The organism is Pseudomonas sp. GT1P32 (assembly GCF_054897805.1).
Window position 1 is genome coordinate 3,097,329 of sequence record NZ_CM142704.1, and the last position, 25,977, is coordinate 3,123,305.

The 25,977-nt window shown below is 58.8% G+C and carries 21 protein-coding genes; 4 read left to right on the forward strand and 17 right to left on the reverse strand.

The window, feature by feature from the left end:
• Positions 1–135 precede the first annotated feature (135 nt).
• From dnaE to rpsB, 16 genes are all read right to left on the reverse strand, one after another.
• Positions 136–3,657 carry a DNA polymerase III subunit alpha gene (gene dnaE, locus ACYZUC_RS14270; protein ID WP_461996444.1) on the reverse strand — a complete coding sequence of 1,174 codons (3,522 nt, stop codon included), beginning with the start codon at positions 3,655–3,657 and terminating at the stop codon, positions 136–138.
• Positions 3,658–3,733: 76 nt separating this feature from the next.
• On the reverse strand, positions 3,734–4,372 hold the full coding sequence (gene rnhB, locus ACYZUC_RS14275) for a ribonuclease HII (RefSeq protein ID WP_008028985.1): 639 nt from the start codon (positions 4,370–4,372) through the stop codon (positions 3,734–3,736).
• Positions 4,369–5,499 carry a lipid-A-disaccharide synthase gene (lpxB, locus tag ACYZUC_RS14280; protein WP_461996446.1) on the reverse strand — a complete coding sequence of 377 codons (1,131 nt, stop codon included), beginning with the start codon at positions 5,497–5,499 and terminating at the stop codon, positions 4,369–4,371. Before lpxB ends, rnhB begins: the two co-directional genes overlap by 4 nt.
• Before the next feature lie 2 nt (positions 5,500–5,501).
• Positions 5,502–6,278, reverse strand: coding sequence for an acyl-ACP--UDP-N-acetylglucosamine O-acyltransferase (gene lpxA, locus ACYZUC_RS14285; protein ID WP_008039405.1), 777 nt, complete (start codon positions 6,276–6,278; stop codon positions 5,502–5,504).
• On the reverse strand, positions 6,275–6,715 hold the full coding sequence (fabZ, locus tag ACYZUC_RS14290) for a 3-hydroxyacyl-ACP dehydratase FabZ (RefSeq protein WP_008028982.1): 441 nt from the start codon (positions 6,713–6,715) through the stop codon (positions 6,275–6,277). The genes lpxA and fabZ overlap by 4 nt, the downstream gene beginning before the upstream one ends.
• 108 nt (positions 6,716–6,823) lie before the next feature.
• Positions 6,824–7,879 (reverse strand): UDP-3-O-(3-hydroxymyristoyl)glucosamine N-acyltransferase, encoded by a 1,056-nt coding sequence (gene lpxD / locus ACYZUC_RS14295; protein WP_461996448.1) that lies wholly within the window; start codon positions 7,877–7,879, stop codon positions 6,824–6,826.
• A gap of 3 nt (positions 7,880–7,882) precedes the next feature.
• Entirely contained in the window at positions 7,883–8,386 is a 504-nt protein-coding gene (locus ACYZUC_RS14300; protein ID WP_008028980.1) for an OmpH/Skp family outer membrane protein, read from the reverse strand.
• 45 nt (positions 8,387–8,431) lie between these two features.
• Complete coding sequence (bamA, locus tag ACYZUC_RS14305; RefSeq protein ID WP_461996450.1) at positions 8,432–10,807, reverse strand: outer membrane protein assembly factor BamA; 2,376 nt, start codon at positions 10,805–10,807, stop codon at positions 8,432–8,434.
• A 74-nt stretch (positions 10,808–10,881) separates the two neighbouring features.
• Positions 10,882–12,234 carry a sigma E protease regulator RseP gene (gene rseP / locus ACYZUC_RS14310; RefSeq protein ID WP_461996452.1) on the reverse strand — a complete coding sequence of 451 codons (1,353 nt, stop codon included), beginning with the start codon at positions 12,232–12,234 and terminating at the stop codon, positions 10,882–10,884.
• A gap of 52 nt (positions 12,235–12,286) precedes the next feature.
• A complete protein-coding gene (gene ispC, locus ACYZUC_RS14315; RefSeq protein WP_461996453.1) occupies positions 12,287–13,477 on the reverse strand; it encodes a 1-deoxy-D-xylulose-5-phosphate reductoisomerase in 1,191 nt (396 codons plus the stop codon).
• Positions 13,474–14,280: a phosphatidate cytidylyltransferase gene (locus ACYZUC_RS14320; protein WP_008028973.1), complete on the reverse strand. Its 807-nt coding sequence runs from the start codon at positions 14,278–14,280 to the stop codon at positions 13,474–13,476. The genes ispC and ACYZUC_RS14320 overlap by 4 nt, the downstream gene beginning before the upstream one ends.
• Positions 14,280–15,035: a polyprenyl diphosphate synthase gene (uppS, locus tag ACYZUC_RS14325; protein ID WP_008028970.1), complete on the reverse strand. Its 756-nt coding sequence runs from the start codon at positions 15,033–15,035 to the stop codon at positions 14,280–14,282. Before uppS ends, ACYZUC_RS14320 begins: the two co-directional genes overlap by 1 nt.
• A 13-nt stretch (positions 15,036–15,048) precedes the next feature.
• Complete coding sequence (gene frr / locus ACYZUC_RS14330) at positions 15,049–15,606, reverse strand: ribosome recycling factor (RefSeq protein ID WP_008028968.1); 558 nt, start codon at positions 15,604–15,606, stop codon at positions 15,049–15,051.
• Entirely contained in the window at positions 15,603–16,346 is a 744-nt protein-coding gene (gene pyrH / locus ACYZUC_RS14335) for a UMP kinase (RefSeq protein ID WP_003172271.1), read from the reverse strand. Before pyrH ends, frr begins: the two co-directional genes overlap by 4 nt.
• Positions 16,347–16,555: 209 nt before the next feature.
• Positions 16,556–17,419, reverse strand: coding sequence for a translation elongation factor Ts (gene tsf, locus ACYZUC_RS14340; protein ID WP_192417910.1), 864 nt, complete (start codon positions 17,417–17,419; stop codon positions 16,556–16,558).
• A gap of 193 nt (positions 17,420–17,612) precedes the next feature.
• Positions 17,613–18,350, reverse strand: a complete 738-nt coding sequence (gene rpsB, locus ACYZUC_RS14345) for a 30S ribosomal protein S2 (RefSeq protein WP_008028964.1) — start codon at positions 18,348–18,350, stop codon at positions 17,613–17,615.
• 373 nt (positions 18,351–18,723) lie between these two features.
• Between rpsB and map the strand changes: the two genes are divergently transcribed.
• From map to dapC, 3 genes are all read left to right on the forward strand, one after another.
• Complete coding sequence (gene map, locus ACYZUC_RS14350; RefSeq protein ID WP_461996456.1) at positions 18,724–19,506, forward strand: type I methionyl aminopeptidase; 783 nt, start codon at positions 18,724–18,726, stop codon at positions 19,504–19,506.
• Positions 19,507–19,551: 45 nt separating this feature from the next.
• Positions 19,552–22,254 (forward strand): [protein-PII] uridylyltransferase, encoded by a 2,703-nt coding sequence (locus ACYZUC_RS14355; RefSeq protein WP_461996458.1) that lies wholly within the window; start codon positions 19,552–19,554, stop codon positions 22,252–22,254.
• A 152-nt stretch (positions 22,255–22,406) separates the two neighbouring features.
• Complete coding sequence (dapC, locus tag ACYZUC_RS14360) at positions 22,407–23,606, forward strand: succinyldiaminopimelate transaminase (RefSeq protein ID WP_008039390.1); 1,200 nt, start codon at positions 22,407–22,409, stop codon at positions 23,604–23,606.
• Positions 23,607–23,690: 84 nt separating this feature from the next.
• Here dapC and ACYZUC_RS14365 read toward each other — a convergent pair whose 3' ends face one another.
• Positions 23,691–25,322, reverse strand: coding sequence for a Na+/H+ antiporter (locus ACYZUC_RS14365; RefSeq protein ID WP_461996460.1), 1,632 nt, complete (start codon positions 25,320–25,322; stop codon positions 23,691–23,693).
• 288 nt (positions 25,323–25,610) lie between these two features.
• On the opposite strand from ACYZUC_RS14365, the gene ACYZUC_RS14370 reads away from it, so the two are divergent.
• The gene (locus tag ACYZUC_RS14370; RefSeq protein WP_461996462.1) at positions 25,611–25,973 is read left to right on the forward strand and encodes an ArsC family reductase; all 363 of its coding nucleotides are present in this window, start codon (positions 25,611–25,613) and stop codon (positions 25,971–25,973) included.
• The last annotated feature ends 4 nt before the right edge of the window (positions 25,974–25,977 follow it).

The window sequence follows — 25,977 nt, forward strand, 5'->3', positions numbered from 1 at the left end:
TCCGTCTTGGGTCGACGTCCAAGAGAGCTTGGGCCGGCCGGTTGTCTATTCGCGCCCTACCTTAAGGGAGAGGCGCGTTCAGGTCGAGATTAAAAATTCAGGTCGAGATCAGGGCGTTCAGTTGCTACCTGACCGTCAACGGTATTGGAGGAAGACGTTGTCTCGCCCGAACTGGTCACGCAAGGCTTGAATCAACGCATCCGCCGGGTCGATTCGCCAGGTCTCGCCGAACTGCAGCAAAGCCTTCGCATCGGGGCTCGTGTACTCCATGGTGATCGGGCACGCACCTCGGTGACGCTTGAACAGCTCACCCAGCCAGCGTAGCTGATCGCCTTTCAAATCCTTGGTCTGCAGCTTCAAGCGCAGACTTTCGGCCAGGTTGGTGCGCGCATCTTCCATGCTCATCACCCGCTTGACCCGCAGGCGCAAACCGCCGGAGAAATCGTCGTTGCTGACTTCACCTTCGACAACAACCATCGCGTCAGTCTGCAACAGCGATTGCGCCGAATGGAACGCATCGGCGAACAACGAAGCTTCGATCCGCCCAGAACGATCGTCAAGGGTGATGAACCCCATCTTGTCGCCCTTTTTGTTCTTCATCACGCGCAGGGCGATGATCATGCCCGCAACGGTCTGTGTATCGCGAGCCGGCTTCAGGTCGATGATGCGCTGACGGGCAAAACGGCGGATTTCACCTTCGTATTCGTCAATCGGGTGACCGGTCAGGTACAGGCCCAGGGTGTCTTTCTCCCCTTTCAGGCGCTCCTTCAGGGTCAGCTCTTTCGCCTTGCGGTGATTGGCGTAGACGTCGGCGTCTGCCTCGACGAACAGCCCGCCAAACAGATCGGCGTGGCCACTGTCGTGGGTGCGAGCGGTTTGTTCGGCGGCCTTGATCGCCCCTTCCATCGCATTCAGCAGCACCGCGCGGTTCTGGTCGATGCTCGCTTGATAGGCTTTCGGTTCGTCATGGAAATACGGACCCAGGCGATCCAGCGCACCGCTGCGGATCAAACCATCGAGGGTGCGCTTGTTGATGCGCTTGAGGTCGACACGGGCGCAGAAATCGAACAGATCCTTGAACGGACCGTCCTGACGCGCCTCGGTAATCGCCTCCACCGGACCTTCGCCCACACCCTTGATCGCGCCGAGGCCGTAAATGATGCGGCCTTCGTCGTTCACCGTGAACTTGAACTCAGAGGTATTCACATCCGGCGCGTCGAGACGCAGCTTCATGGTGCGAATTTCTTCGATCAAGGTCACGACCTTGTCGGTGTTGTGCATATCCGCCGACAGTACCGCGGCCATGAACGGCGCCGGGTAGTGCGTTTTCAGCCACGCGGTCTGGTACGACACCAGCCCGTAGGCGGCGGAGTGGGATTTGTTGAAGCCGTAACCGGCGAATTTCTCTACCAGGTCGAAAATGTTACCGGCCAGGTCGGCTTCGATATTGTTGGTCTTGCAACCTTCAATGAAACCGCCGCGCTGCTTGGCCATTTCTTCGGGCTTTTTCTTACCCATGGCCCGCCGCAGCATGTCCGCACCGCCGAGGGTGTAACCGGCCATGACCTGGGCGATCTGCATCACCTGTTCCTGATACAGGATGATGCCGTAAGTCGGCGCCAGTACCGGTTTCAGGCCCTCGTACTGGTAGTCCGAGTGCGGGTACGCGAGTTCGGCGCGGCCGTGCTTACGGTTGATAAAGTCGTCAACCATGCCGGATTGCAAAGGGCCCGGACGGAACAGGGCCACCAGTGCGATCAAGTCTTCCAGGCAGTCGGGCTTGAGCTTTTTGATCAGCTCTTTCATGCCGCGCGACTCGAGCTGGAACACCGCGGTGGTTTCCGCCTTTTGCAGCAGCGTGTAGGTCGGCTTGTCGTCCAGCGGGATGAACGCGATGTCCAGCGGTGGTTCGTTGACCTTGGCGCGGTCGCGGTTGATGGTTTTCAGCGCCCAGTCGATAACTGTCAGGGTCCGCAGACCGAGGAAGTCGAACTTCACCAGGCCAGCGGCTTCAACGTCGTCCTTGTCGAACTGGGTTACCAGACCGTCACCAGCCTCATCGCAATAGATCGGCGAGAAATCGGTCAGTTTGGTCGGCGCGATTACCACGCCACCGGCGTGTTTACCGACGTTACGCACAACGCCTTCGAGCTTGCGCGCCATCTCCCAGATTTCCGCGGCTTCTTCATCGACCTTGATGAAGTCACGGAGGATTTCTTCCTGCTCGTAGGCTTTTTCCAGGGTCATGCCGACTTCGAACGGAATCATCTTCGACAGACGATCCGCCAGGCCGTAGGACTTGCCTTGCACCCGCGCCACGTCACGGACCACAGCCTTCGCCGCCATGGAACCGAACGTGATGATCTGGCTTACCGCGTTGCGCCCGTATTTCTCGGCCACGTAGTCGATCACGCGGTCACGACCGTCCATGCAGAAGTCGACGTCGAAGTCGGGCATGGAGACCCGTTCCGGGTTGAGGAAACGTTCGAACAGCAGGTCGTATTCCAGCGGGTCGAGGTCGGTGATTTTCTGCACATAGGCCACCAGCGACCCGGCACCCGATCCACGACCAGGGCCTACCGGCACGCCGTTGCTCTTGGCCCACTGGATAAAGTCCATCACGATCAGGAAGTAACCGGGGAAGCCCATCTGGATGATGATATCCAGTTCGAAATTCAACCGGTCGACATAGACCTGACGCTTGGCTTCATAGTCTTCGGTGGTGTCCTTGGGCAGCAGAACGGTCAGCCGTTCTTCCAGGCCATCGAAGGACACCTTGCGAAAATACTCGTCAATGGTCATGCCATCGGGAATCGGGAAGTTGGGCAGGAAGTGCGTGCCCAGCTTCACTTCGATGTTGCAGCGTTTGGCGATCTCGACGGTGTTGGCCAGCGCTTCGGGAATGTCGCTGAACAGCTCGGCCATTTCCTCGGCGCTTTTGAGGTATTGCTGATCGCTGTAATTCTTCGAACGCCGCGGATCGTCGAGGGCGCGGCCCTCACCGATGCAGACGCGGGTTTCGTGAGCGGCGAAGTCTTCCTGTTTGATGAAACGCACGTCGTTGGTCGCCACCAATGGCGCGCCGATTTTCTCGGCCAGGGCCACGGCGCCGTGCAGTTGTTCTTCATCGTTAGGGCGGTTGGTGCGCTGGATTTCCAGATAGAAACGATCCGGGAACACCGCCATCCATTCGCGCGCCAGTTTTTCCGCTTCCGCTGGATTGCCGCTGAGCATGGCCAGGCCGATTTCGCCTTCCTTCGCCGCCGACAACATGATCAAGCCTTCGCTGGCCTCGGCCACCCACTCGCGCTCGATGATGACCGAGCCATTACGCTGGCCGTCGATGAAACCGCGGGAGATCAGCTCGGTCAGGTTGCGGTAGCCGACAGCGTTCATCGCCAACAGGCTGATCCGGCTCAGGGCGTTGTCCGGGTCCTTGTTCGACAGCCACAAGTCGGCGCCGCAGATCGGCTTGATACCTGCGCCCATCGAGGCTTTATAGAATTTGACCAGGGAACACATGTTGTTCTGATCGGTGACCGCTACGGCAGGCATGTTCATGCCGACCAGGGTCTTGACCAGCGGTTTGATCCGCACCAGACCGTCGACCAGGGAGTATTCAGTGTGCAGGCGTAGGTGAACGAATGAAGCCGGCATAGTGATCCTGTCTAGAAACGTGAAGACAACAAGGCCCGGATTGTACCGGGCCTTGGGAAAAACATCAGCCTCGCGACTAACTCTCGATGAGGCTTTCGCGCGCCTCATACGCCAACCGCACCGGTGCGAACGAGCGGCGGTGAATCGGCGTCGGCCCCAAGCGTGCCAGCGCTTCCAGATGAACGGGCGTCGGGTAACCTTTGTGGCCGCCGATGCCGTAACCCGGGTAAATCAGTTCGAATGCCGCCATTTCACGGTCGCGGCTGACCTTGGCCAGAATCGAGGCGGCAGCGATGGCCGGAACCTTGCTGTCGCCCTTGACCACGGCTTCAGCGCGCATGGCCAGTTTCGGGCAGCGGTTACCGTCGATCATCGCCAGTTTTGGCTGAATGTGCAGGCCTTCGATCGCACGCTGCATGGCCAGCATGGTGGCATGCAGGATGTTCAGCTCGTCGATTTCTTCGACTTCCGCGCGAGCGATGCACCAGCTCAGGGCTTTTTCGCAGATTTCGTCAAAGAGTTTTTCGCGGCGGGCTTCGGTGAGCTTCTTCGAATCGTTGAGGCCAAGGATCGGACGATTCGGATCGAGGATCACCGCTGCCGTCACCACAGCGCCGCAGAGCGGACCGCGACCGACTTCATCAACACCGGCAACCAGCTCTTCGACTTCGGCGACCAGGGTGAAATCCAGGCCCATCTGTTGTGCTTTTGTCATTGTGTTTTGCCGATCAGATTCAGTACCGCGTCCGCCGCCTGATTGGAGGCATCCAGGCGCAAGGTCCGGTGGATTTCGTCGAAGCCGCGGGTCTGTTCTTCGCCACCTTCGATCAGGGGCGACAGCGTCTGGGCCAAGGCTTCAACTGTTGCATCGTCCTGTAACAATTCAGGCACCAAGAGGCGCTGGGCGAGCAGGTTAGGCAACGAGACGTAAGGGCTTTTCACCATGCGCTTGAGGATCCAGAACGTCAGCGGGGCCAGGCGATAAGCCACCACCATCGGACGCTTGTACAGCAAGGCTTCGAGGGTCGCCGTTCCGGAGGCGATCAACACTGCGTCGCAGGCGGCCAGCGCCAGATGGGACTTGCCGTCGAGCAGGGTCAGCGGCAGATCGCGACCGGCCAGCAGTTCTTCAAGCTGCGCGCGGCGCTGAGGGCTGGCGCAAGGAATAATGAACCGCACGCCAGGGCGCATGGCGCGCAAACGCTCGGCGGCATCGAGGAACAAAGCGCCCAGACGCCCGACTTCGCCACCACGACTGCCCGGCATCAGCGCGACCAATGGGCCATCAGGCAAATCGAGCTCGGCGCGTGCGGCGCGACGATCAGCCTCAAGGGGTATCGCATCGGCCAAGGTGTGACCGACAAACCGCACCGGCACGCCCTTCTCTTCATAGAATTTCGCTTCAAACGGGAACAGCGTCAGCATCAGGTCGCAACCTTCGCGAATCTTCAGCACCCGCTTCTGCCGCCACGCCCACACCGACGGGCTGACGTAATGCACGGTCTTGATCCCGGCCTGACGCAGCTTCAGTTCGATATTGAGGTTGAAATCCGGCGCATCGATACCGATGAACACGTCCGGTTTCTCGGCGATCAAGTCTGCGATCAGCTTCTTGCGGCGTTTCAACAACTCGCGCAGCCGACCCAGCACTTCCACCAGCCCCATGACCGAGAGACGTTCCATCGGAAAATACGAGGTCAGGCCTTCGGCCTGCATCAGCGGACCACCGACACCGATGAACTCGACCGCCGGATGCTGAGCCTTGAGCGCACGCATGAGACCGGCGCCCAGAATGTCACCGGAAGCCTCACCCGCCACCAGCGCAATACGCAGATTAGCCATGATTAACGTGTGATGCCGCGGGTCGAAGACTGGATGGAGTCACGGAACACCGCAACTTCCGGAAACTGCTCCGAAGGTTCGGCCAGCTCCGCAAGCGCCTGCTCAACCGTGAGGCCCTGGCGATAAACCACCTTGTAGGCACGGCGCAGGGCGTGGATCGCGTCTTCGCTGAAACCACGACGGCGCATGCCTTCGAAGTTCATGCTGCGAGCTTCGGCCGGGTTGCCGAACACCGTGACGTACGCTGGAACGTCCTTGCCAATGGCGGTACCCATACCGGAAAAGCTGTGGGCGCCGATGTGGCAATACTGGTGAACCAGGGTAAAACCGGACAGGATCGCCCAGTCTTCAACATGCACATGGCCCGCCAACGCAGTGTTGTTGACCAGGATGCAATGGTTGCCGATGACGCTGTCGTGGCCGATGTGAGCGTAGGCCATGATCAGGTTGTGATCGCCCAGGGTCGTTTCGGAACGGTCCTGAATGGTCCCGCGGTGAATGGTCACGCCTTCACGGATGACATTGTGGTCACCGATGACCAGACGGGTTTCTTCACCCTTGTATTTCAGATCGGGCGTGTCTTCGCCTACCGAAGAAAACTGGTAGATGCGGTTGTGCTTACCGATTCGGGTCGGGCCTTTGAGAATCACATGCGGCCCGATCACTGTCCCCTCGCCGATTTCCACACCAGCGCCGACGATCGACCAAGGGCCGACCTCGACGTCGTCGGCCAGGATGGCCGTCGGATCGATGATTGCGCGAGGGTCAATCAAACTCATACTTTTTGTTCCGCACAGATGATCTCGGCCGAGCAGACCGGCTTGCCATCTACCGATGCCTGGCATTCGAACTTCCAGATCTTGCGCTTGCAGCTGATGAACGTGGCTTCAAGGATCAACTGGTCGCCAGGCTTGACCGGCTGACGGAAACGCAGTTTGTCGGAGCCTACGAAGTAGTACAGGGTGCCATCAGCCGGCTTCACGTCCAGCATCTTGAAACCAAGGATCCCGGCAGCCTGAGCCATCGCCTCGATGATCAGTACGCCCGGCATGATTGGATGCGCAGGGAAGTGACCATTGAAGAACGGTTCGTTGATGCTGACATTCTTGTAGGCGCGAATGCGCTTGCCTTCCACATCCAGATCCACGACCCGGTCCACCAGCAGGAACGGGTAACGGTGAGGCAGGTATTCGCGAATCTCGTTGATGTCCATCATTTCGGGGGGAAGCCTATGTAAAGATTGGGAACGCGCGACTGACGCGCGCTCCTCTAGCAAATCAAGGAGGCAGTCTAGCGGCTGTGCACACTTGATATGGAAATGGTATCAGCCATCTGATGAAGCATTGCCGTCAGGGGTCACTTCCCCGACTCGCTTTTCCAGCTGTCGCAGCCGCCGCGCGATGTCATCGAGCTGACGGATACGTGCCGCGCTTTTGCGCCATTCGGCAGCCGGTTGCATGGCCGTACCGGAAGAGTAGGAACCCGGCTCGGTAATCGAGTGGGTCACCATGGTCATTCCGGTGATGAAAACCTTGTCGCAAATTTCGATATGCCCCACCAGCCCTACGCCACCGGCGAGCATGCAATGCTTGCCGATTTTGGTGCTGCCGGAAATCCCCACGCACGCTGCCATGGCAGTGTGATCACCGACCTGGACGTTGTGGGCGATCTGAATCTGATTGTCGAGCTTGACGCCATTACCAAGAATGGTATCGGCCAGTGCACCGCGGTCGATGGCGGTATTCACGCCGATCTCCACATCGTCACCGACCAGAACGCCACCGATCTGGGCGATTTTCTGCCAGATGCCTTTCTCGTTGGCAAAGCCGAAGCCTTCGCCACCCAGTACTGCACCGGACTGAATCACCACCCGCTTGCCGATACGCACGTCGTGATACAGCGTGACGCGCGGTGCGAGCCAGCCACCTTCGCCGATAACGCTACGAGCGCCGATGAAGCAATGCGCGCCGATGGTCGTACCCGCATCAACTCGTGCCCCGCTCTCGATGACCACAAAGGCACCGATGCTCGCCGCTGGATCAACCACCGCGTCCGCCGCAATCACCGCAGTCGGATGGATACCGGCAGCCGCCTTGGGCTTGGGATCGAACAGGTGGGAAACACGAGCGTAGGCGGCGTACGGATCAGGTACGACCAATGCATTCCCCGCAAAACCTTCAGCGTCAGCGGCTTTCAGCAACAGCGCTGCAGCCTGGCTGTCAGCCAGGTATTTGCGGTATTGAGGATTTGCCAGAAAGCTCAACTGAGCTGGGCCAGCCTCTTGCAAAGTGGCTAGCCCAGTAATTTCCTTCTCCGGGTCGCCACGTAGAGTGGCGCCGAGGAACTCGGCCAACTGGCCGAGTTTTATGGTCGCTGTCATGGATTACTTCAGCTGATTCATGCGCTCGATAACCTGGCGAGTGATGTCGTACTGAGGTTTGACATCAATCACTGCGCCACGCTCGAAGACCAGGTCAAAAGCACCTTTCTTGATGACTTCTTCCACAGCGCTGTCCAGTTTCGGCTTGAGCTGCTTCAGCATTTCACGGTCAGCAACGGCTTTGGCTTCGTTCAATTCCTTGGACTGGAACTGGAAGTCACGGGCCTTTTGCTTGAATTCAAGTTCCAGACGCTCACGCTCGCCTTGCTGCATCTTGTCGCCGCCAGCCATCAGACGATCCTGAATACCCTTGGCACTGCTTTCCAGCGTCTTGAGCTTGGTCAGTTGCGGGCCGAACTTCTTCTCGGCATCCACGGCGTACTTCTTGGCCGCATCAGATTCCAGCAAAGCCATTTGATAGTTCAGAACGGCAATTTTCATGTCGGCAAAAGCCGGGCCTGCTACCAGTACGGTCGCCAGGAGAACCAATTGAGTCAACTTACGCACGATGCACTCCTACAAAATCCATTGTCGTTATCTTGGGTCAGACGCTTAGAACGTCTGGCCGAGGGAGAATTGGAACACTTGAGTTTCAGCCTCATCCGGTTTCTTGATCGGCATGGCCAACGCGAAACTCAGAGGACCCAGTGCGGTAACCCATGTCACGCCTACACCGACAGAGCTGGCCATATTGCTCAGGCTGATGTCGTTGCACTGTGTATTGGCCTTCGAACCATCGGCATTGGTGGTCGACTTGCACTGCGAGTCGAACACGTTACCCACGTCCCAGAATACCGAGGTGCGCAGGGAACGCTGATCCTTGATGAACGGCAGAGGGAAAAGAACCTCCACACCGCCCTGGATCAGGACGTTACCACCGAACGGCAGCGGATCCTGGTCCGGATCGAGCGCAGTGCCAGGGTTCTTGCCGGTACTTGGAGTACTGCGAGGACCCAGGGTGCTGTCCTTGAAGCCACGAACCGAGTTGAAACCACCAGCATAGTAGTTTTCATAGAACGGCAAGCCATCGGTCGAACCGTAGCCATCGCCATAACCCAGTTCGGTATGCAGGCGCATGGTGTAGTTTTCGGTCAACGGCTGGAACAACTGGCCACGGTAGTCGAGCTTGAAGAACGACAGGTCGCTGCCAGGTGTTGTTGTTTCCAGCACAAGGCTTTGCGAATGACCACGGGTCGCCAGCACGCCTTTGTTCAGGGTCGACTCGGACCAACCGGCCGAAGCCTTGAAGTTCAGGTAGTTGTCGCCTTCCTTGTTAACGAAGTCGAAGATCTCGTCAACGGTGTACACACCGGTCTTGATCTTGTCTTGTTGTGCAGTCAGGCCGAAGGTCAGACGCGAAGTCTCACTGATCGGGTAACCGACGCTCGCGCCTGCACCCAGGCTGTCTACGGCATAGCTGGCAACGTCGACATCGAGGTCTTTGTAGTCAGTGGTGCGATAGAACGCGTTGTAACCCAGGCTCACACCGTCAGCAGTCCAGTACGGGTCGACATAACCGAAGTTATAGCGGCTCTGGTATTCACTGCGGGTCAAGCCAACGCTGACCTTGTTACCGGTACCGAGGAAGTTGTTCTGGGTGATCGAACCACCGAGGATCAGACCCGCACTCTGTGCAAAGCCGACGCTCGCGGTAATCGAACCGGATGCTTGCTCTTCAACGCTGTAGTTCACGTCAACCTGGTCATCGACACCCGGTACAGCCGGGGTTTCGACGTTGACTTCCTTGAAGAAGCCCAGACGCTCAAGACGGGTCTTGGATTGATCGATCAGGTAAGTCGAAGCCCAGCCGCCCTCCATCTGACGCATTTCACGGCGCAGCACTTCGTCTTCAGACTTGGTGTTGCCACGGAAGTTGATACGGTTCACGTAAGCACGCTTGCCCGGATCGACCGCGAAAGTGATATCGACGGTGTGGTCTTCATCATGCGGCTGAGGTACGCCGTTGACGTTGGCGAAGGTGTAACCCTCGTTACCCAGGCGGCGGGTGATCAGTTCGGACGTGGTGGTCATCAGCTTGCGCGAGAACACCTGGCCTTTCTGCACCAGCAACAGGGACTTGACCTGGTCTTCAGGAACTTTCAGGTCGCCGCTCAGCTTGACGTCACGAACGGTGTACTTCTCGCCTTCGTTGACGTTGACGGTGATGTAGACGTGTTTCTTGTCCGGGGTAATGGACACCTGGGTCGAAGCGATATCCATGTTGATATAGCCACGGTCCAGGTAGTAGGAACGCAGACGTTCCAGGTCACCGGACAGTTTTTCACGAGCGTACTTGTCGTCGTTCTTGAAGAACGACAACCAGTTGGTGGTCTTGAGTTCGAACAGGTCGATCAGGTCTTCATCAGGGAAGACCGTGTTACCCACCACGTTGATGTGCTGGATAGCCGCAACGGTGCCTTCGTTGATATTGACCTTGAGGCCGACGCGGTTACGCGGCTGCGGCACCACTTCGGTGTCAACGGTAGCCGAGTAGCGGCCCTGAGCGACGTACTGGCGCTGCAGCTCGTTACGAACACCTTCGAGGGTGGCGCGCTGGAAGATCTCGCCTTCGGCCAGACCGGATTGTTTGAGGCCCTTCATCAGGTCTTCAGTGGAGATCGCCTTGTTACCCTCGATCTCGATACTGGCGACGGACGGACGCTCGACTACCGTAATGACCAGGACGTTGCCATCACGGCCCAGCTGGATATCTTGAAAGAACCCGGTTTTGAACAGCGCACGAGTGGATTCCACCAGGCGACGATCATCCGCCTGTTCACCGACGTTCAACGGCAAGGCACCAAAGACGCTACCCGCGGAGACCCGCTGGAGGCCATTGACGCGAATATCAGAGATAGTGAAGGACTCGGCGTGAACTTCGGCGATCATCAATACGGTGAGAACCGCAGTTAGCAGCAGACGTTTCATGAAGTCCTTTCTTATTCCAACTGGCAATAAACAAACTGCCGCAAAATGCGGCAGATTCGCAATTCAGCGAAGTGTTACAGACGACCCAAATCATTGACCAGAGCGAGCAACATCACCCCGACCACCAAACTGATGCCGATCTGTATCCCCCAACCCTGCACCCGATCCGACAAGGGGCGACCACGCGCCCACTCAATCAGATAAAACAACAAATGCCCCCCATCCAGTACCGGAATGGGCAACAAATTCAGAACACCCAGGCTAATACTCAGATAAGCAAGGAAATTCAGGAAATCAGCGACGCCCGACTGGGCAGAAGCGCCCGCCACTTTAGCAATGGTTATCGGTCCACTCAAGTTTTTTACCGAGAGCTCACCGAACAACATTTTCTTGAGCGAATCGAGGGTCAGTATGCTCATGGTCCAGGTGCGTCGAGCCCCCTCGCCAATCGCGGCCAAAGGACCGTAACTGACCTCGCGAATCATCTCCGGCGGCCAATCGATCGCCTTCACCCCGGCACCGAGATAACCACCGGGCGATTTTTTCTCGCCGCGAGCAGCGAGCGTCACAGGGACGTCGATTTGAGCACCATCGCGCTCGACGCGCAGCATGATTTTGGTATCAGGATGAATACGGACGATATCGACCACTTGTTGCCAGTCATCGAGCGCCTTGCCATCCAGGGCCAACAACCGGTCACCGGTTTTCAGGCCGGCAGCCTGCGCCGGGCCTTTCGGATCGAGCTCCGCCAGAACCGGCGGCAGCGCCGGACGCCATGGGCGAATACCCAGCGAGCGAATCGGATCCGGCTCGTCAGCACCCTTGAGCCATTTATCCAGCACCAGCTCACGCGGCGTATCCGCTGTGGAACCCTGCTCACGGACCAGCAACTGAAGAGAGCCGCTCTCGCCGAGACGGCGAACCAGCTGCAGATTTACCGCGCCCCAGCCCGAAGTCGGCTCACCATCAATGGCAACAATTTCCTGACCTGCACTCAAACCGGCCCTGGCGGCGATACTGCCGGATTCAACGGCACCAATGACTGGCCGCACCTGCTCGCTGCCAAGCATGGCGAGCACCCAGAAAAAAATCATCGCCAGCAAGAAGTTGGCAATCGGCCCCGCCGACACGATAGCAATGCGCTGACGGACGGATTTGCGATTGAAGGATTGATCGAGCTGATCGGCCGGTACTTCACCTTCGCGCTCGTCGAGCATTTTCACGTAGCCACCCAACGGGATGGCGGCAACCACGAACTCAGTGCCTTTCTTGTCGTGCCAGCGCAGCAACGGCATACCGAAGCCCACGGAGAAACGCAGCACTTTGACCCCACAGCGACGTGCGACCCAGAAATGGCCGAATTCGTGGAAAGTGACCAGCACGCCCAGGGCTACCAGGGTGCCGACAATCATATAGAGCGCGCTCATCTACTTTCTCCGCAACTTATCCAGCGCTGCATGGGCCAACGTATTGCAGCACTTACCGCCCGTGACGACTCAACCACTGCCCGGCCAGTACTCGCGCTTTCGCGTCAGCCGTGAACACCACATCGAGATCATCCACCGCAACCACGGGCTCGAGATTCAACACTTCTTCGATGATACTCGCGATTTCCAGATAGCGAACCCGCCCGTCGAGAAAGGCCGCGACCGCCACTTCATTCGCTGCATTGAGCATGGCTGGCGCGCTATTGCCAGCCTCTGCGGCCTGACGCGCCAGGCGCAGGCATGGGAAACGCTCTTCATCGGGGGCCTGGAAATCCAGGCGCGCAATGGCAAACAGATCCAGCGGTGCGACACCCGAATCGATACGTTCCGGCCAGGCGAGCGCATTGGCAATAGGCGTACGCATATCGGGATTGCCCAACTGAGCCAGGACCGAACCATCGATGTAATCGACAAGCGAATGAATCACGCTCTGCGGGTGAATCACCACTTCGACCTGCGACGGCTTGGCATCAAACAGCCAGCAGGCTTCGATCAGCTCGAGGCCTTTGTTCATCATGCTGGCCGAATCTACCGAAATCTTGCGCCCCATGGACCAGTTCGGATGGGCACACGCCTGGTCAGGGGTTACATGCACCAGCTCCGCCATAGGCGTCTGCCGGAAAGGGCCACCCGAAGCTGTCAGCAGGATCCTACGGACACCGACCGCACTCAGCCCACGAGCGAAATCCTGCGGCATGCACTGGAAAATCGCGTTGTGCTCGCTGTCGATCGGCAGCAGCACCGAACCGCTTTTACGCACGGCCTGCATGAACAACGCACCGGACATCACCAGTGCTTCTTTGTTGGCCAGGAGTATTTTCTTGCCGGCTTCGACCGCCGCCAGCGTCGGGCGCAGGCCCGCCGCGCCGACAATGGCGGCCATGACGGCATCGACTTCAGGATCGGCGGCGACCTGACACAGCCCCTCTTCACCTACCAGAACGCGGGTCGACAACCCGGCCGCACGCAAGTCGTCCTGCAAGCCTCGGGCAGCGCCCTGCTCTGGCACAACGGCGAACCGTGGCGTATGACGGACACACAACGCGAACAACTCACTCAAGCGAGTGAAACCGCTCAAGGCGAACACCTGATAGCGCTCGGGATGACGGGCAATGACGTCGAGCGTGCTCAGACCGATCGAGCCGGTAGCCCCCAGAACGGTAATCTGTTGAGGGCGGCTCACGGTGCCGCCATCCACAGCAACACCGCGAACACCGGGATCGCTGCCGTCAGGCTGTCGATGCGATCGAGTACACCACCGTGGCCAGGCAGCAGATTGCTACTGTCCTTGATCCCGGACTGGCGCTTGAACATGCTTTCGGTGAGGTCACCCACTACCGAGATAAACACGATAATTGCGGCACCGATCAACCCTTTGAAAAGCTCGGCGACCGTCCAGTCGCGAACCAGACCGACAATGACGGTGATGACCAGGCTCAGCGCCAGACCGCCATACACGCCTTCCCAGCTCTTGCCGGGACTGACCTGCGGTGCCAGCTTGCGCTTGCCGAAGGCCCGACCGGAAAAGTAAGCACCGATGTCGGCGCCCCAGACCAGCACCATGACCGCCATGATCAACCAGTTGCCCAATGGGTATTGCTTGATCTGCACCAGACCTTGCCAGGCCGGCAGGAGAATCAACAGGCCGATCACCAATTTGGTCGCTGCACTGGACCAACGCTCGCTCGAACGCGGATACGTCAACACCAGGTACGTCGCCACGCCCCACCACAGCACCGAAGCGCCCAGCACCCAAGGTGCCAACCCCGGCAGGATGTGCATGACAAACAGCATCAACGCGACGACTGCAGCATAGGCAACGCGGATCGGCTGCTCAGTGAAGCCCGCCAGACGCGCCCATTCCCAGGCACCGAGAGTCACGACCAGCCCGATAAACAGCGCGAAACCGGAGCCTTCGAGCAGGAAAAACCCGCACAAGGCGATCGGCAGCAGGATCAGCGCGGTGATGATTCGTTGTTTGAGCATTAAACCCGGGCCCCAGCCTCGACCTGCTCGCTCGTTTTACCGAAGCGGCGCTGGCGAGAAGCGAAATCGGCCAGCGCGGTGCGCATGGCGTCGTGTTTGAAGTCCGGCCAGAACAGGTCGGAGAAGTACAACTCGGCGTAGGCCAGTTGCCACAGCAGGAAGTTGCTGATGCGGTGCTCGCCACCGGTACGGATGCACAAGTCCGGCAACGGCAGATCGCCAGTGGCCAGGCAGGTTTGCAACAGTTCCGGGGTGATGTCTTCCGGACGCAGATGCCCGGCCTGAACTTCCCGCGCCAGACGCTGCGCGGCTTGCGCGATGTCCCACTGACCGCCGTAGTTGGCAGCGATCTGCAGAACGAAGCGATTGGCGCCCGCGGTCATCGCTTCCGCCTCACGCATCGCAGCCTGAAGCTCTGGATGGAAACGCGAACGGTCACCAATGATGCGCAGACTGATGTTGTTGTCGTTGAGGCGCTTGGCCTCACGACGCAACGCCTTGAAGAACAGATCCATCAAGGCGCTGACTTCATCGGCCGGACGCTGCCAGTTCTCGCTGGAGAAGGCGAACAGGGTCAATACCTCGACCTTGGCCTCGGCACACACCTCGATCACTGCACGAACCGCGTCCACACCCGCTTTATGCCCGGCGACACCTGGCATAAAGCGTTTTTTCGCCCAGCGATTATTACCATCCATGATGATCGCGACATGACGCGGCACCGCGGACGGCACTGACTGCTTGGTCTTTTCCATGAAAACGCGACCCTTATACGGCCATCAGGTCTTTTTCTTTCTGCGCCAAATTCGCGTCGATTTCAGCCACGTACTTTTTGGTCAGATCATCAATTTCGCCAGTGGCGCGACGTTCTTCGTCTTCACTGATTTCCTTTTCCTTGACCAGATCCTTGAGCTGGCTGTTCGCATCACGACGGATGTTGCGCACGGCAACACGGGCATCTTCAGCGACATCGCGAGCCTGCTTGGTGAAGCCCTTGCGGGTCTCTTCAGTCAGGGCCGGCATGGAGATCAGCAGCAACTCACCGAGGTTGGTCGGGTTGAGGTTCAGACCGGCGCTGCCGATGGCCTTGTCGACGGCACCGAGCATGTTGCGCTCGAAGGCAACGACTTGCAGGGTACGGGCGTCTTTAACGGTGATGTTCGCCACTTGCTTGATCGGGGTGTCGGAACCGTAGTACGGCACCATCACGCCTTCGAGAATGCTTGGATGCGCCTGGCCAGTACGAATACGGCCGAAGTTGTGCATCAGCGACTCGACGGATTTCTGCATACGCTCTTTAGCGTCTTTCTTGATTTCGTTGATCATTGTTGGCCTTCCTCGATCAGGGTCCCTTCAGCGCCGCCATGCACGATGTTCAGCAGGGCGCCGGGCTTGTTCATGTTAAATACGCGCAACGGCATCTTGTGGTCGCGGCACAGGCAAATGGCGGTCAGGTCCATCACACCCAGCTTGCGATCCAGTACTTCATCGTAGGTCAGATGATCGAACTTCTCGGCATGCGGGTCTTTGAATGGGTCAGCGGTGTAGACGCCATCGACCTTGGTCGCCTTGAGCACGACATCGGCATCGATTTCGATTGCTCGCAGGCAGGCTGCCGAATCCGTGGTGAAGAACGGATTGCCGGTACCGGCCGCGAAGATCACGACTTCCTTGGCATTCAGGTGACGCATGGCTTTGCGGCGATCGTAGTGATCAGTCACGCCAACCATGGAAATCGCCGACATCACGATGGCCGAGATATTGGCACGTTCCAGCGCGTCGCGCATGGCCAAGGCATTCATCACGGTGGCCAGCATGCCCATGTGGTCGCCGGTGACCCGATCCATGCCGGCCGCGCTCAGCGCTGCACCACGGAACAGGTTGCCGCCGCCGATCACCAGACCGACCTGGACGCCGATACCGACCAGTTGGCCGACTTCCAGCGCCATGCGGTCCAGAACTTTCGGATCGATCCCGAACTCTTCCGAGCCCATCAGGGCCTCGCCGCTAAGCTTGAGTAGAATGCGTTTATAGCGAGCCTGATAACCACTGCCCTGCTGAGCCATTGCGAATCTCTCCTGCGGCGTATTTTAAAAATTCTTTGCGAGCTGTTTACAGCTGGCGTTCACTCTAGCTTGGCGCTGCTTCAGCGCCATCGGAACATGGCTTTGTAAGCCAGTTCCAAAAGGAAACCAATTAAAAATTGGTGCCCCATCTGAAAAGAGGCTGCGCGCGTAAGCGGGCAGCCTCTTCAGGGCGACAGTTAAAAACCGTCTTATTGCTTGGCGGCAGCCAGCTGGGCAGCAACTTCTTCAGCGAAGTTGTCGACCGGCTTCTCGATGCCTTCGCCTACTTTGAAGTAGGTGAAAGAAACGATTTCTGCACCGGCTTTCTTGGCCAGTTCGCCAACCTTGATTTCAGGGTTCTTGACGAACGCCTGCTCAACCAGGCTTGCTTCAGCCAGGAACTTGCTGATACGGCCTTTGACCATGTTCTCAACAATGTTTTCTGGCTTGCCTTTGATTTTTTCTTCGTTCAGCTGCAGGAACACGGCTTTTTCGCGCTCGATAGCTTCAGCAGAAACTTCCGATGGCAGCAGGAACTCAGGGTTGCTGGCCGCTACGTGCATAGCGATGTCTTTGGCCAGCTCAACGTCGCCGCCCTTCAGAACAACCGCAACACCGATTTTGTTGCCGTGCAGGTAACCACCAACAACATCACCTTCAACGCGAACCAGGCGACGGATGTTGACGTTTTCGCCAACCTTGCCGACCAGTACCAGGCGAGCAGCTTCTTGAGCTTCGATCAGCGGAGCGACATCAGTCAGCTTGTCGGCGAACGCTTTTTCAATGCTGGCAGCAACGAATGCCTTGAAGTCGTCCTGCAGAGCCAGGAAGTCGGTCTGCGAGTTCACTTCCAGCAGAACAGCGGATTTACCGTCTTCTTTCAGAGCGATAGCGCCTTCAGCAGCCACGTTGCCTGCTTTCTTGGCAGCCTTGATGGCGCCCGAAGCACGCATGTCATCAATGGCTTTTTCGATGTCGCCGCCAGCCTTGGTCAAGGCCTTTTTGCAGTCCATCATGCCTTCGCCAGTACGCTCGCGCAGTTCTTTGACCAACGCTGCAGTAATCTCTGCCATTTCAAAATTCCTCTTGGATAGGTTTTCAACCATTCCACCCGATCGAACGGGCGTTCAATTCTTCCCGAACCACCCTTGTTAGCAGCTGCAAGTTACAAATGATGTAAATGCGCCACCGGACAAATGGTTTTCGAGGTGGCAAAAAGGGGGCCAAGCCCCCTTTTTGCTTACTGAGTCAACGCCAAGGCGTCAATTACTCAGCTGCAGCTGCCGGAGCTTCTTCAACGAACTGCTCGGTGCCGCCAGCAACGTGGTTGCGACCGCGGATTACTGCGTCAGCCATCGAACCCATGTACAGCTGGATAGCGCGGATTGCGTCATCGTTGCCTGGGATGATGTAGTCAACGCCTTCCGGGCTGCTGTTGGTATCGACTACGCCGATAACCGGGATGCCCAGTTTGTTGGCTTCGGTGATCGCGATGCGCTCGTGATCAACGTCGATAACGAACAGAGCGTCTGGCAGACCGCCCATGTCCTTGATACCACCCAGGGAACGATCCAGCTTTTCCAGGTCACGGGAGCGCATCAGCGCTTCTTTCTTGGTCAGCTTGGCGAAAGTACCGTCTTCGGCTTGTACTTCAAGGTCACGCAGACGCTTGATGGAAGCACGGATGGTTTTGAAGTTGGTCAGCATGCCGCCCAACCAGCGGTGATCGACGTACGGCGAACCGCAACGTGCTGCTTCTTCAGCAACGATCTTGCCAGCGGAACGCTTGGTGCCGACGAACAGAATCTTGTTTTTGCCCTGGGCCAGACGCTCTACGAAAGTCAGAGCTTCGTTGAACATTGGCAGGGTTTTTTCAAGGTTGATGATGTGGATCTTGTTACGCGCGCCGAAAATGTATTTACCCATTTTCGGGTTCCAGTAACGGGTCTGGTGACCGAAGTGCACACCGGCCTTCAGCATATCGCGCATGTTGACTTGGGACATGATAGTTCCTTAATAAGTCGGGTTTGGCCTCCACGTATCCCAATGACCAACCAGCAGCATCAGCTGAAGGCACCCAGGTCATCGTGTCGACACGTGTGTGGATTTAAGCCTTTCGGGGTATCCCCGGAAAGCGGCGCATTTTATATCACAAGGCTCGCAAAAACGGAACCCGGATTCTCAATTCCTGACGCGCGCCTTTATCCGCGCCCTTGGAATAGCTCAAGAATGCGCCTATCTATAGAGAGAAGCGATGTACAGAGGCTCAGATTTGCGCTGTTCGTCTGTTAGAATCGCGTTTTTCAGGGCGGCGAAGATTGATCGCACAATGCCCATTCCGTTTTGACAAGCGCCATCGAGCGTAGAGAGAGCCTGTATGACCGTCACCCTCAAAACCCCGGAGGACATCGCAAAAATGCGTGTCGCCGGCAAACTGGCCGCCGATGTGCTGGAAATGATTGCTGAACATGTCAAGCCAGGCATCACCACCGAAGAGCTGGACCGTATCTGCCACGACTACATCGTCGACGTGCAGCAGGCCATCCCTGCCCCGCTCAACTACAAAGGCTATCCGAAGTCGATCTGCACCTCGATCAACCACGTGGTCTGCCACGGCATCCCGAACGAGAAGCCATTGAAGGACGGCGACACGCTTAACATCGACGTCACCGTCATCAAGGACGGCTACCACGGCGACACCAGCCGCATGTTCCACGTCGGCACCGTGCCGGTCTGGGCCGAGCGCCTGTCGCAAGTGACCCAGGAATGCATGTACAAGGCCATCGAAATCGTCAAACCCGGCTGCCGCCTGGGCGACATCGGTGAAGTGATCCAGAAGCACGCCGAAAAGAACGGCTTCTCGGTGGTTCGCGAGTTCTGCGGCCACGGCATTGGCAAGGTGTTCCACGAAGAGCCGCAGATCCTGCACTACGGCCGTGCCGGCACCGGTATGGAACTGAAAGCGGGCATGACCTTCACCATCGAACCGATGATCAACCAGGGCAAGGCCGACACCAAGGTGTTGGGCGATGGCTGGACCGCGATCACCAAGGACCGCAAGCTCTCGGCCCAGTGGGAACACACCCTGGTGGTGACCGATACCGGTTACGAGATCTTCACCCTGCGCAGCGACGACACCATCCCGCGCGTTTCGGCCTGATCCGGTCCGCACAGCACTCAGCCTTATAGAAAGGAAAGCCAATCGATGCCGCAGGTGGATCCCGAACTCTTCGACCGTGGCCAGTTCCAGGCTGAACTGGCCCTGAAGGCCAGCCCGATCGCGGCCTTCAAGAAGGCGATCCGCCAGGCGCGCGAGGTGCTCGACGGGCGCTTTCGCAGCGGCCGGGAGATTCGCCGGCTGATCGAGGATCGTGCCTGGTTCGTCGATAACATCCTGCAAAAGGCCTGGGAGCAGTTCAACTGGAGTGAAGATGCCGACATCGCGCTGGTCGCGGTCGGCGGCTACGGTCGCGGGGAATTGCACCCTTATTCCGATATCGATTTGCTGATCCTGCTGGACAGCGCCGACCACGAAGTTTTCCGCGATTCCATCGAGCGTTTTCTGACACTGTTGTGGGACATCGGCCTGGAAGTCGGTCAGAGCGTTCGCTCGGTTGAAGAATGCGCCGTTGAAGCCCGCGCCGACCTGACGGTCGTCACCAACCTGATGGAAAGCCGCACCATCTGCGGTCCCGAGCATTTGCGTCAGCGCATGCTTGACGTCACCAGCACTGCGCACATGTGGCCGAGCAAGGAGTTTTTCCTGGCCAAGCGCGCCGAGCAGAAGGCCCGTCATCACAAGTACAACGACACCGAATACAACCTGGAACCCAACGTCAAAGGCTCGCCCGGCGGACTACGGGATATTCAGACGATTCTGTGGGTCGCCCGTCGCGAATACGGCACCCTGAACCTGCGGGCATTGGCCGGCGAAGGGTTTCTGGTCGAGAGCGAAAACGCCCTGCTGGCTTCATCCCAGGAATTCCTGTGGAAAGTCCGTTACGCGCTGCACATGCTCGCCGGCCGCTCGGAAGACCGCTTGTTGTTCGACCACCAGCGTTCGATCGCCGGCCTGCTGGGGTTCAAGGGTGATGACGCCAAGCAAGCCATCGAAAACTTCATGCAGCAGTATTACCGGGTGGTCATGAGCATCGCCCAGCTCAGCGACCTGATCATCCAGCACTTCGAGGAAGTCATCCTCGCGCCCGAAGACGAAGCGCCGCCGCAGCCGATCAACTCGCGGTTCCAGTTGCACGATGGCTACATCGAGGCGCGCAACGACAACGTGTTCCGCCGCACGCCGTTCGCCATGCTCGAAATCTTCGTGCTGATGGCCCAGCAGCCGGAAATCAAAGGCGTGCGCGCCGACACCATTCGTCTGCTGCGGGAAAACCGGCACCTGATCGACGACGATTTCCGCAACGACATTCGCAACACCAGCCTGTTCATCGAACTGTTCAAGTGCAAGATCGGCATTCACCGCAACCTGCGGCGGATGAACCGTTACGGCATCCTCGGGCGTTATTTGCCGGAGTTCGGCTTCATTGTCGGGCAGATGCAGCACGACCTCTTTCACATCTATACGGTCGACGCGCACACCCTGAACCTGATCAAGCACCTGCGTAAGTTGCAGTACACGCAAGTGTCGGAAAAATTCCCGCTGGCCAGCAAGCTCATGGGCAAGCTGCCCAAGCCCGAGCTGATCTACCTCGCCGGCCTGTACCACGACATCGGCAAGGGCCGGCATGGCGATCACTCGGAAATCGGCGCAGTGGACGCCGAAGCCTTTTGCCAGCGCCATCAATTGCCGATCTGGGACAGCCGCCTGATCGTCTGGCTGGTGCAAAACCACCTGGTGATGTCGACCACCGCCCAGCGCAAGGACTTGTCCGACCCGCAGGTGATCCATGATTTCGCGCAGATCGTCGGTGACGAAACCCGCCTCGATTACCTGTACGTGCTGACCGTCGCCGACATCAACGCGACCAACCCGACGCTGTGGAACTCCTGGCGCGCCAGCCTGCTGCGCCAGCTCTACACAGAGACCAAGCGTGCGTTGCGTCGCGGCCTGGAAAACCCGGTGGATCGCGAAATGCAGATCCGCCAGACCCAGAGCGCCGCCCTGGACATTCTGGTACGCGGCGGCAACGACCCCGACGACGTCGAGCAGTTGTGGTCGCAACTGGGCGATGACTATTTCCTGCGTCACACCGCCGGCGATGTGGCCTGGCACACCGACGCGATCCTCCAGCAGCCGGCCGATGGCGGCCCGCTGGTGCTGATCAAGGAAACCACCCAGCGCGAATTCGAGGGCGGCACGCAGATCTTCATCTACGCACCGGACCAGCACGACTTCTTCGCCGTGACCGTGGCCGCGATGGACCAGCTCAACCTGAACATTCACGACGCCCGGGTCATCACCTCCAGCAGCCAGTTCACCCTCGACACCTACATCGTGCTCGACACCGACGGCGACTCGATCGGCGACAACCCGGCGCGGGTCAAACAGATTCGCGAAGGCCTGACTGAAGCCCTGCGCAACCCCGACGACTACCCGACGATCATCCAGCGTCGCGTACCGCGTCAGCTCAAGCATTTTGCGTTTGCGCCTCAGGTGACGATCCACAATGACGCCCAGCGCCCGGTGACGGTGCTGGAGCTGAGCGCCCCGGATCGCCCGGGCTTGCTGGCGCGGATCGGTACGATTTTTCTGGAATTCGACCTGTCATTGCAGAACGCCAAGATCGCCACGCTCGGCGAGCGTGTGGAAGACGTGTTCTTCATTACCGACGCCAACAACCAACCGTTGTCTGACCCACTGTTGTGCAGCCGTTTGCAGGATGCGATCGTCGAACAGCTCAGTGTCAGCCAGGAACCCGATATCAAACTGTCGCGCATAAGCATTTGAATTGGCCGGCTCTTTGTAGGAGCTGGCTTGCCAGCGATGGACTTGAAGGCCCCGCGCTTACCCGATAAGCACGCGTCATCGTTAACGACCATCGCCGGCAAGCCAGCTCCTACAAAGGGCAGGCAGGCCTCCACATTGAACGAGATCTACCGATGAACAACGCTCTGTCCCAGTTGCAGCCTTACCCGTTCGAGAAGCTCCGCGCCCTGCTCGGCAGCGTCACGCCAAACCCGGACAAGCGCCCTATCGCGCTGTCCATCGGCGAGCCGAAGCACCGTTCGCCAAGCTTTGTCGCCGAAGCCCTGGCAAGCAATCTGGACCAGATGGCCGTGTATCCGACCACCCTCGGCATCGCGGCCCTGCGTGAAGCCATCGCCGCGTGGTGCGAACGCCGCTTCAACGTGCCGAACGGCTGGCTCGACCCGGCGCGCAACGTGCTGCCGGTCAACGGCACCCGCGAAGCGCTGTTCGCGTTCACCCAGACCGTAGTCAACCGTGGCGACGACGCCCTGGTGGTCAGCCCGAACCCGTTCTATCAGATCTACGAAGGTGCCGCGTTCCTCGCCGGCGCCAAGCCGCATTACCTGCCGTGCCTGGACGAGAATGGCTTCAACCCGGATTTCGATGCCGTTTCCCCGGACATCTGGAAGCGTTGCCAGATCCTGTTCCTGTGCTCGCCGGGCAACCCGACCGGCGCGCTGATTCCGGTCGAGACGCTGAAAAAGCTGATCGCCCTGGCCGATGAGTACGACTTCGTGATCGCGGCGGACGAGTGCTACAGCGAACTGTATTTCAACGAACAAACCCCGCCCGCCGGCCTGCTCAGCGCCTGCGCGGAACTGGGCCGCAAGGACTTCAAACGCTGCGTGGTGTTCCACAGTCTGTCCAAGCGCTCCAACCTGCCGGGCCTGCGTTCGGGTTTCGTGGCGGGTGATGCCGACATTCTCAAAGGCTTCCTGCTGTACCGCACCTACCACGGCTGCGCGATGCCGGTTCAGACTCAACTGGCCAGCGTTGCCGCCTGGAATGACGAAGTGCATGTGCGCGCCAACCGAGCGCTGTATCGCGAGAAGTATGACGCGGTGCTGGAAATCCTCGGCCCGGTGATGGACGTGCAGCGCCCGGATGGCGGTTTTTACCTGTGGCCGAATGTTGAAGGTGATGACGAGGCGTTCTGCCGCGATCTGTTCGTCGAAGAACACGTGACCGTGGTGCCTGGCTCTTATCTGTCCCGTGACGTTGACGGTGCGAATCCGGGTGCCGGTCGGGTGCGCATGGCGCTGGTTGCGCCACTGGCTGAGTGCGTGGAAGCCGCTGAACGCATCCGCGCCTTCATCCAGCGCCGCAAATAAACACAAACCTGTAGGAGCCGGCTTGCCGGCGATGGCGATCTTCAGACGCCATCGCCGGCAAGCCATGCGCCTGCACGAGCGACGCTATTTCACCTGCCCCAGATTGGCTTCGCTCAAGTCCAGCTCCCCCAGCACCTCGCGCAACACGTCATCACCAATCTGGTGGTGACGGCTGAGCTTATACAACTCCAGGCGTTGCGCCCGCAGCGCCTTCAAGCGCAGACGCCGCTCCAGCAGGTCCATCTGAAACGCCAGCGCCTGGGCTTCCGCCGAATCGTTGAACACCTCCAGTTGATGCCGATACTCGGACATGATCCGTGCCTTGAGTTCGACAGCGAGCGCCGCCTGGGCGGCGTCCTGCGGATTGGCCTCTTCGGTTTCGAGCGCATGAATGGCGGCTTCGGCGGTCTTGCGCCAGGCATCGCGCACTTCACTGCGACGCTTGTCGTCAGGACTCTTCTCGATGCCGCGAAGCAACAATGGCAATGCAATACACGCGGCAATCAGCGACAGCAGAATGACCCCGGCCGCGATGAAAATCAGCAGATCGCGCTCAGGAAACGCCTCATTCCCCATCAGTATCGGCACTGACAACACACCCGCCAGCGTCACCGCACCGCGCACCCCGCCGACGGTCAACAACCAGCAGGAGCGCGCCGTCGGCACTTGCGTCATTTCGCCCTTGCCGCGCCAGCGACGCAGCAGCCCCGACAATCGCCAGATGCTCTGCACCCAGACAAACCGCAACACCACCAACACCAGAAAAATCGCCACCACGTCGAGGCAACGATAGAGCAGCGTTGGCCACAACGAAGTTTCGTGGCTGGCCACGGCTTTGATGATGTCCGGCAACTGCAAACCCAGCAGCAGGAAAATCAGCCCGTTAAACGCGAACTCCAGCAGAGACCAGACGCTGCGGTTGAGCAGTCGGGTGCTGGTCTGGCGCGGCAGCAGATCGAGCCAGCTCTGCATCATGCCCGCCGCCACGGCAGACAGAATCCCCGAGGCTCCCAGGCGCTCGGCCAGCACGTAAGCCGCAAACGGCAGCAACAACATGAAGACCACGTGCGTCGCCGGATCATCCCAACCGCGAGCAATCATCCACGAGCGCAAACGCCCGACCAGCCAGCTCAACGCAACACCGACCGCCAGGCCACCAACCGCCACCAACACAAATGTCAGACTGGCGTTGGCCAGCGAGAACACCCCGGTCACCGCCGCGACCAGGGCGAACTTGAAGGTCACCAGGCCCGACGCGTCATTCATCAGCGCCTCGCCCTGCAGCATGTGCATCAGTGGTGTCGGCAGTCGGTTTTGAGAAATCGCCGAGACGGCCACCGCGTCCGTTGGCGACAACACCGCCGCCAAGGCAAAGGCCACCGGCAGCGGAATGCTCGGCAACAACCAGTGGATGAAGTAACCCGCACCGACGACGGTAAACAGCACCAGGCCGACCGCCAAGGTCAGGATCGGCCCCCGCAGTCGCCAGAATTCGCGCTTGGGCATGCGCCAGCCGTCGGAGAACAGCAGCGGCGGCAGAAACAAAAACAGAAACAATTCCGGGTCCAGAGCGACGTGTAAACCGAGCGTCGGCCAGGCCAGTAAAGCGCCAGCACCGATTTGCACCAGCGGCAATGGCAACGGGATCACGCGTCCGACCAGGCGCGAAACACTGACCAGCATCAACAGGATCAGGACGGTGTAGGCGGTTTGCATAAAGCGCGGTTCCCGGACAATCGACAGCATTGAAGTGCCATATTAGCCGCTTAGACTGCGGGTTGACCGTTGTACCAATGTCGCAGGCTGTCGCCCGTCTCGAAAAACCCCAAAACCCTGTAGGAGCCGAGCTTGCTCGCGAAAGCGGCTTAACATTCAACATTGATAGTGGCTGACCTGCCGCTTTCGCGAGCGAGTTCGGCTCCTGCAGGGTTTTGCGTTTTAAGCGGACGGTCATGGCATAATCCGTCACCTTTTTTTTCCAGCACCTGTAAAGGGGGCAATTCCTTGACCGATTCAAGCAAAACGTTGCACCTTTTCGGCATCAAAGCCTGCGACACCATGAAAAAGGCGCGCACCTGGCTCGATGAACACGCTGTCGGCTATGACTTTCATGATTACAAAGCGGTCGGAATCGACCGTGAACACCTGACCCAATGGTGCGACGAGCACGGCTGGCAAGTGGTGTTGAACCGTGCGGGCACGACCTTTCGCAAGCTCGACGACGAACGCAAAGCCGATCTCGACCAGCCGAAAGCCATCGAACTGATGCTCGCACAACCCTCGATGATCAAGCGCCCGGTGCTCGATCTCGGTGACCGAACCCTGATTGGCTTCAAGCCAGATATCTACGCGGCAGCGCTCAAGTAAGCCA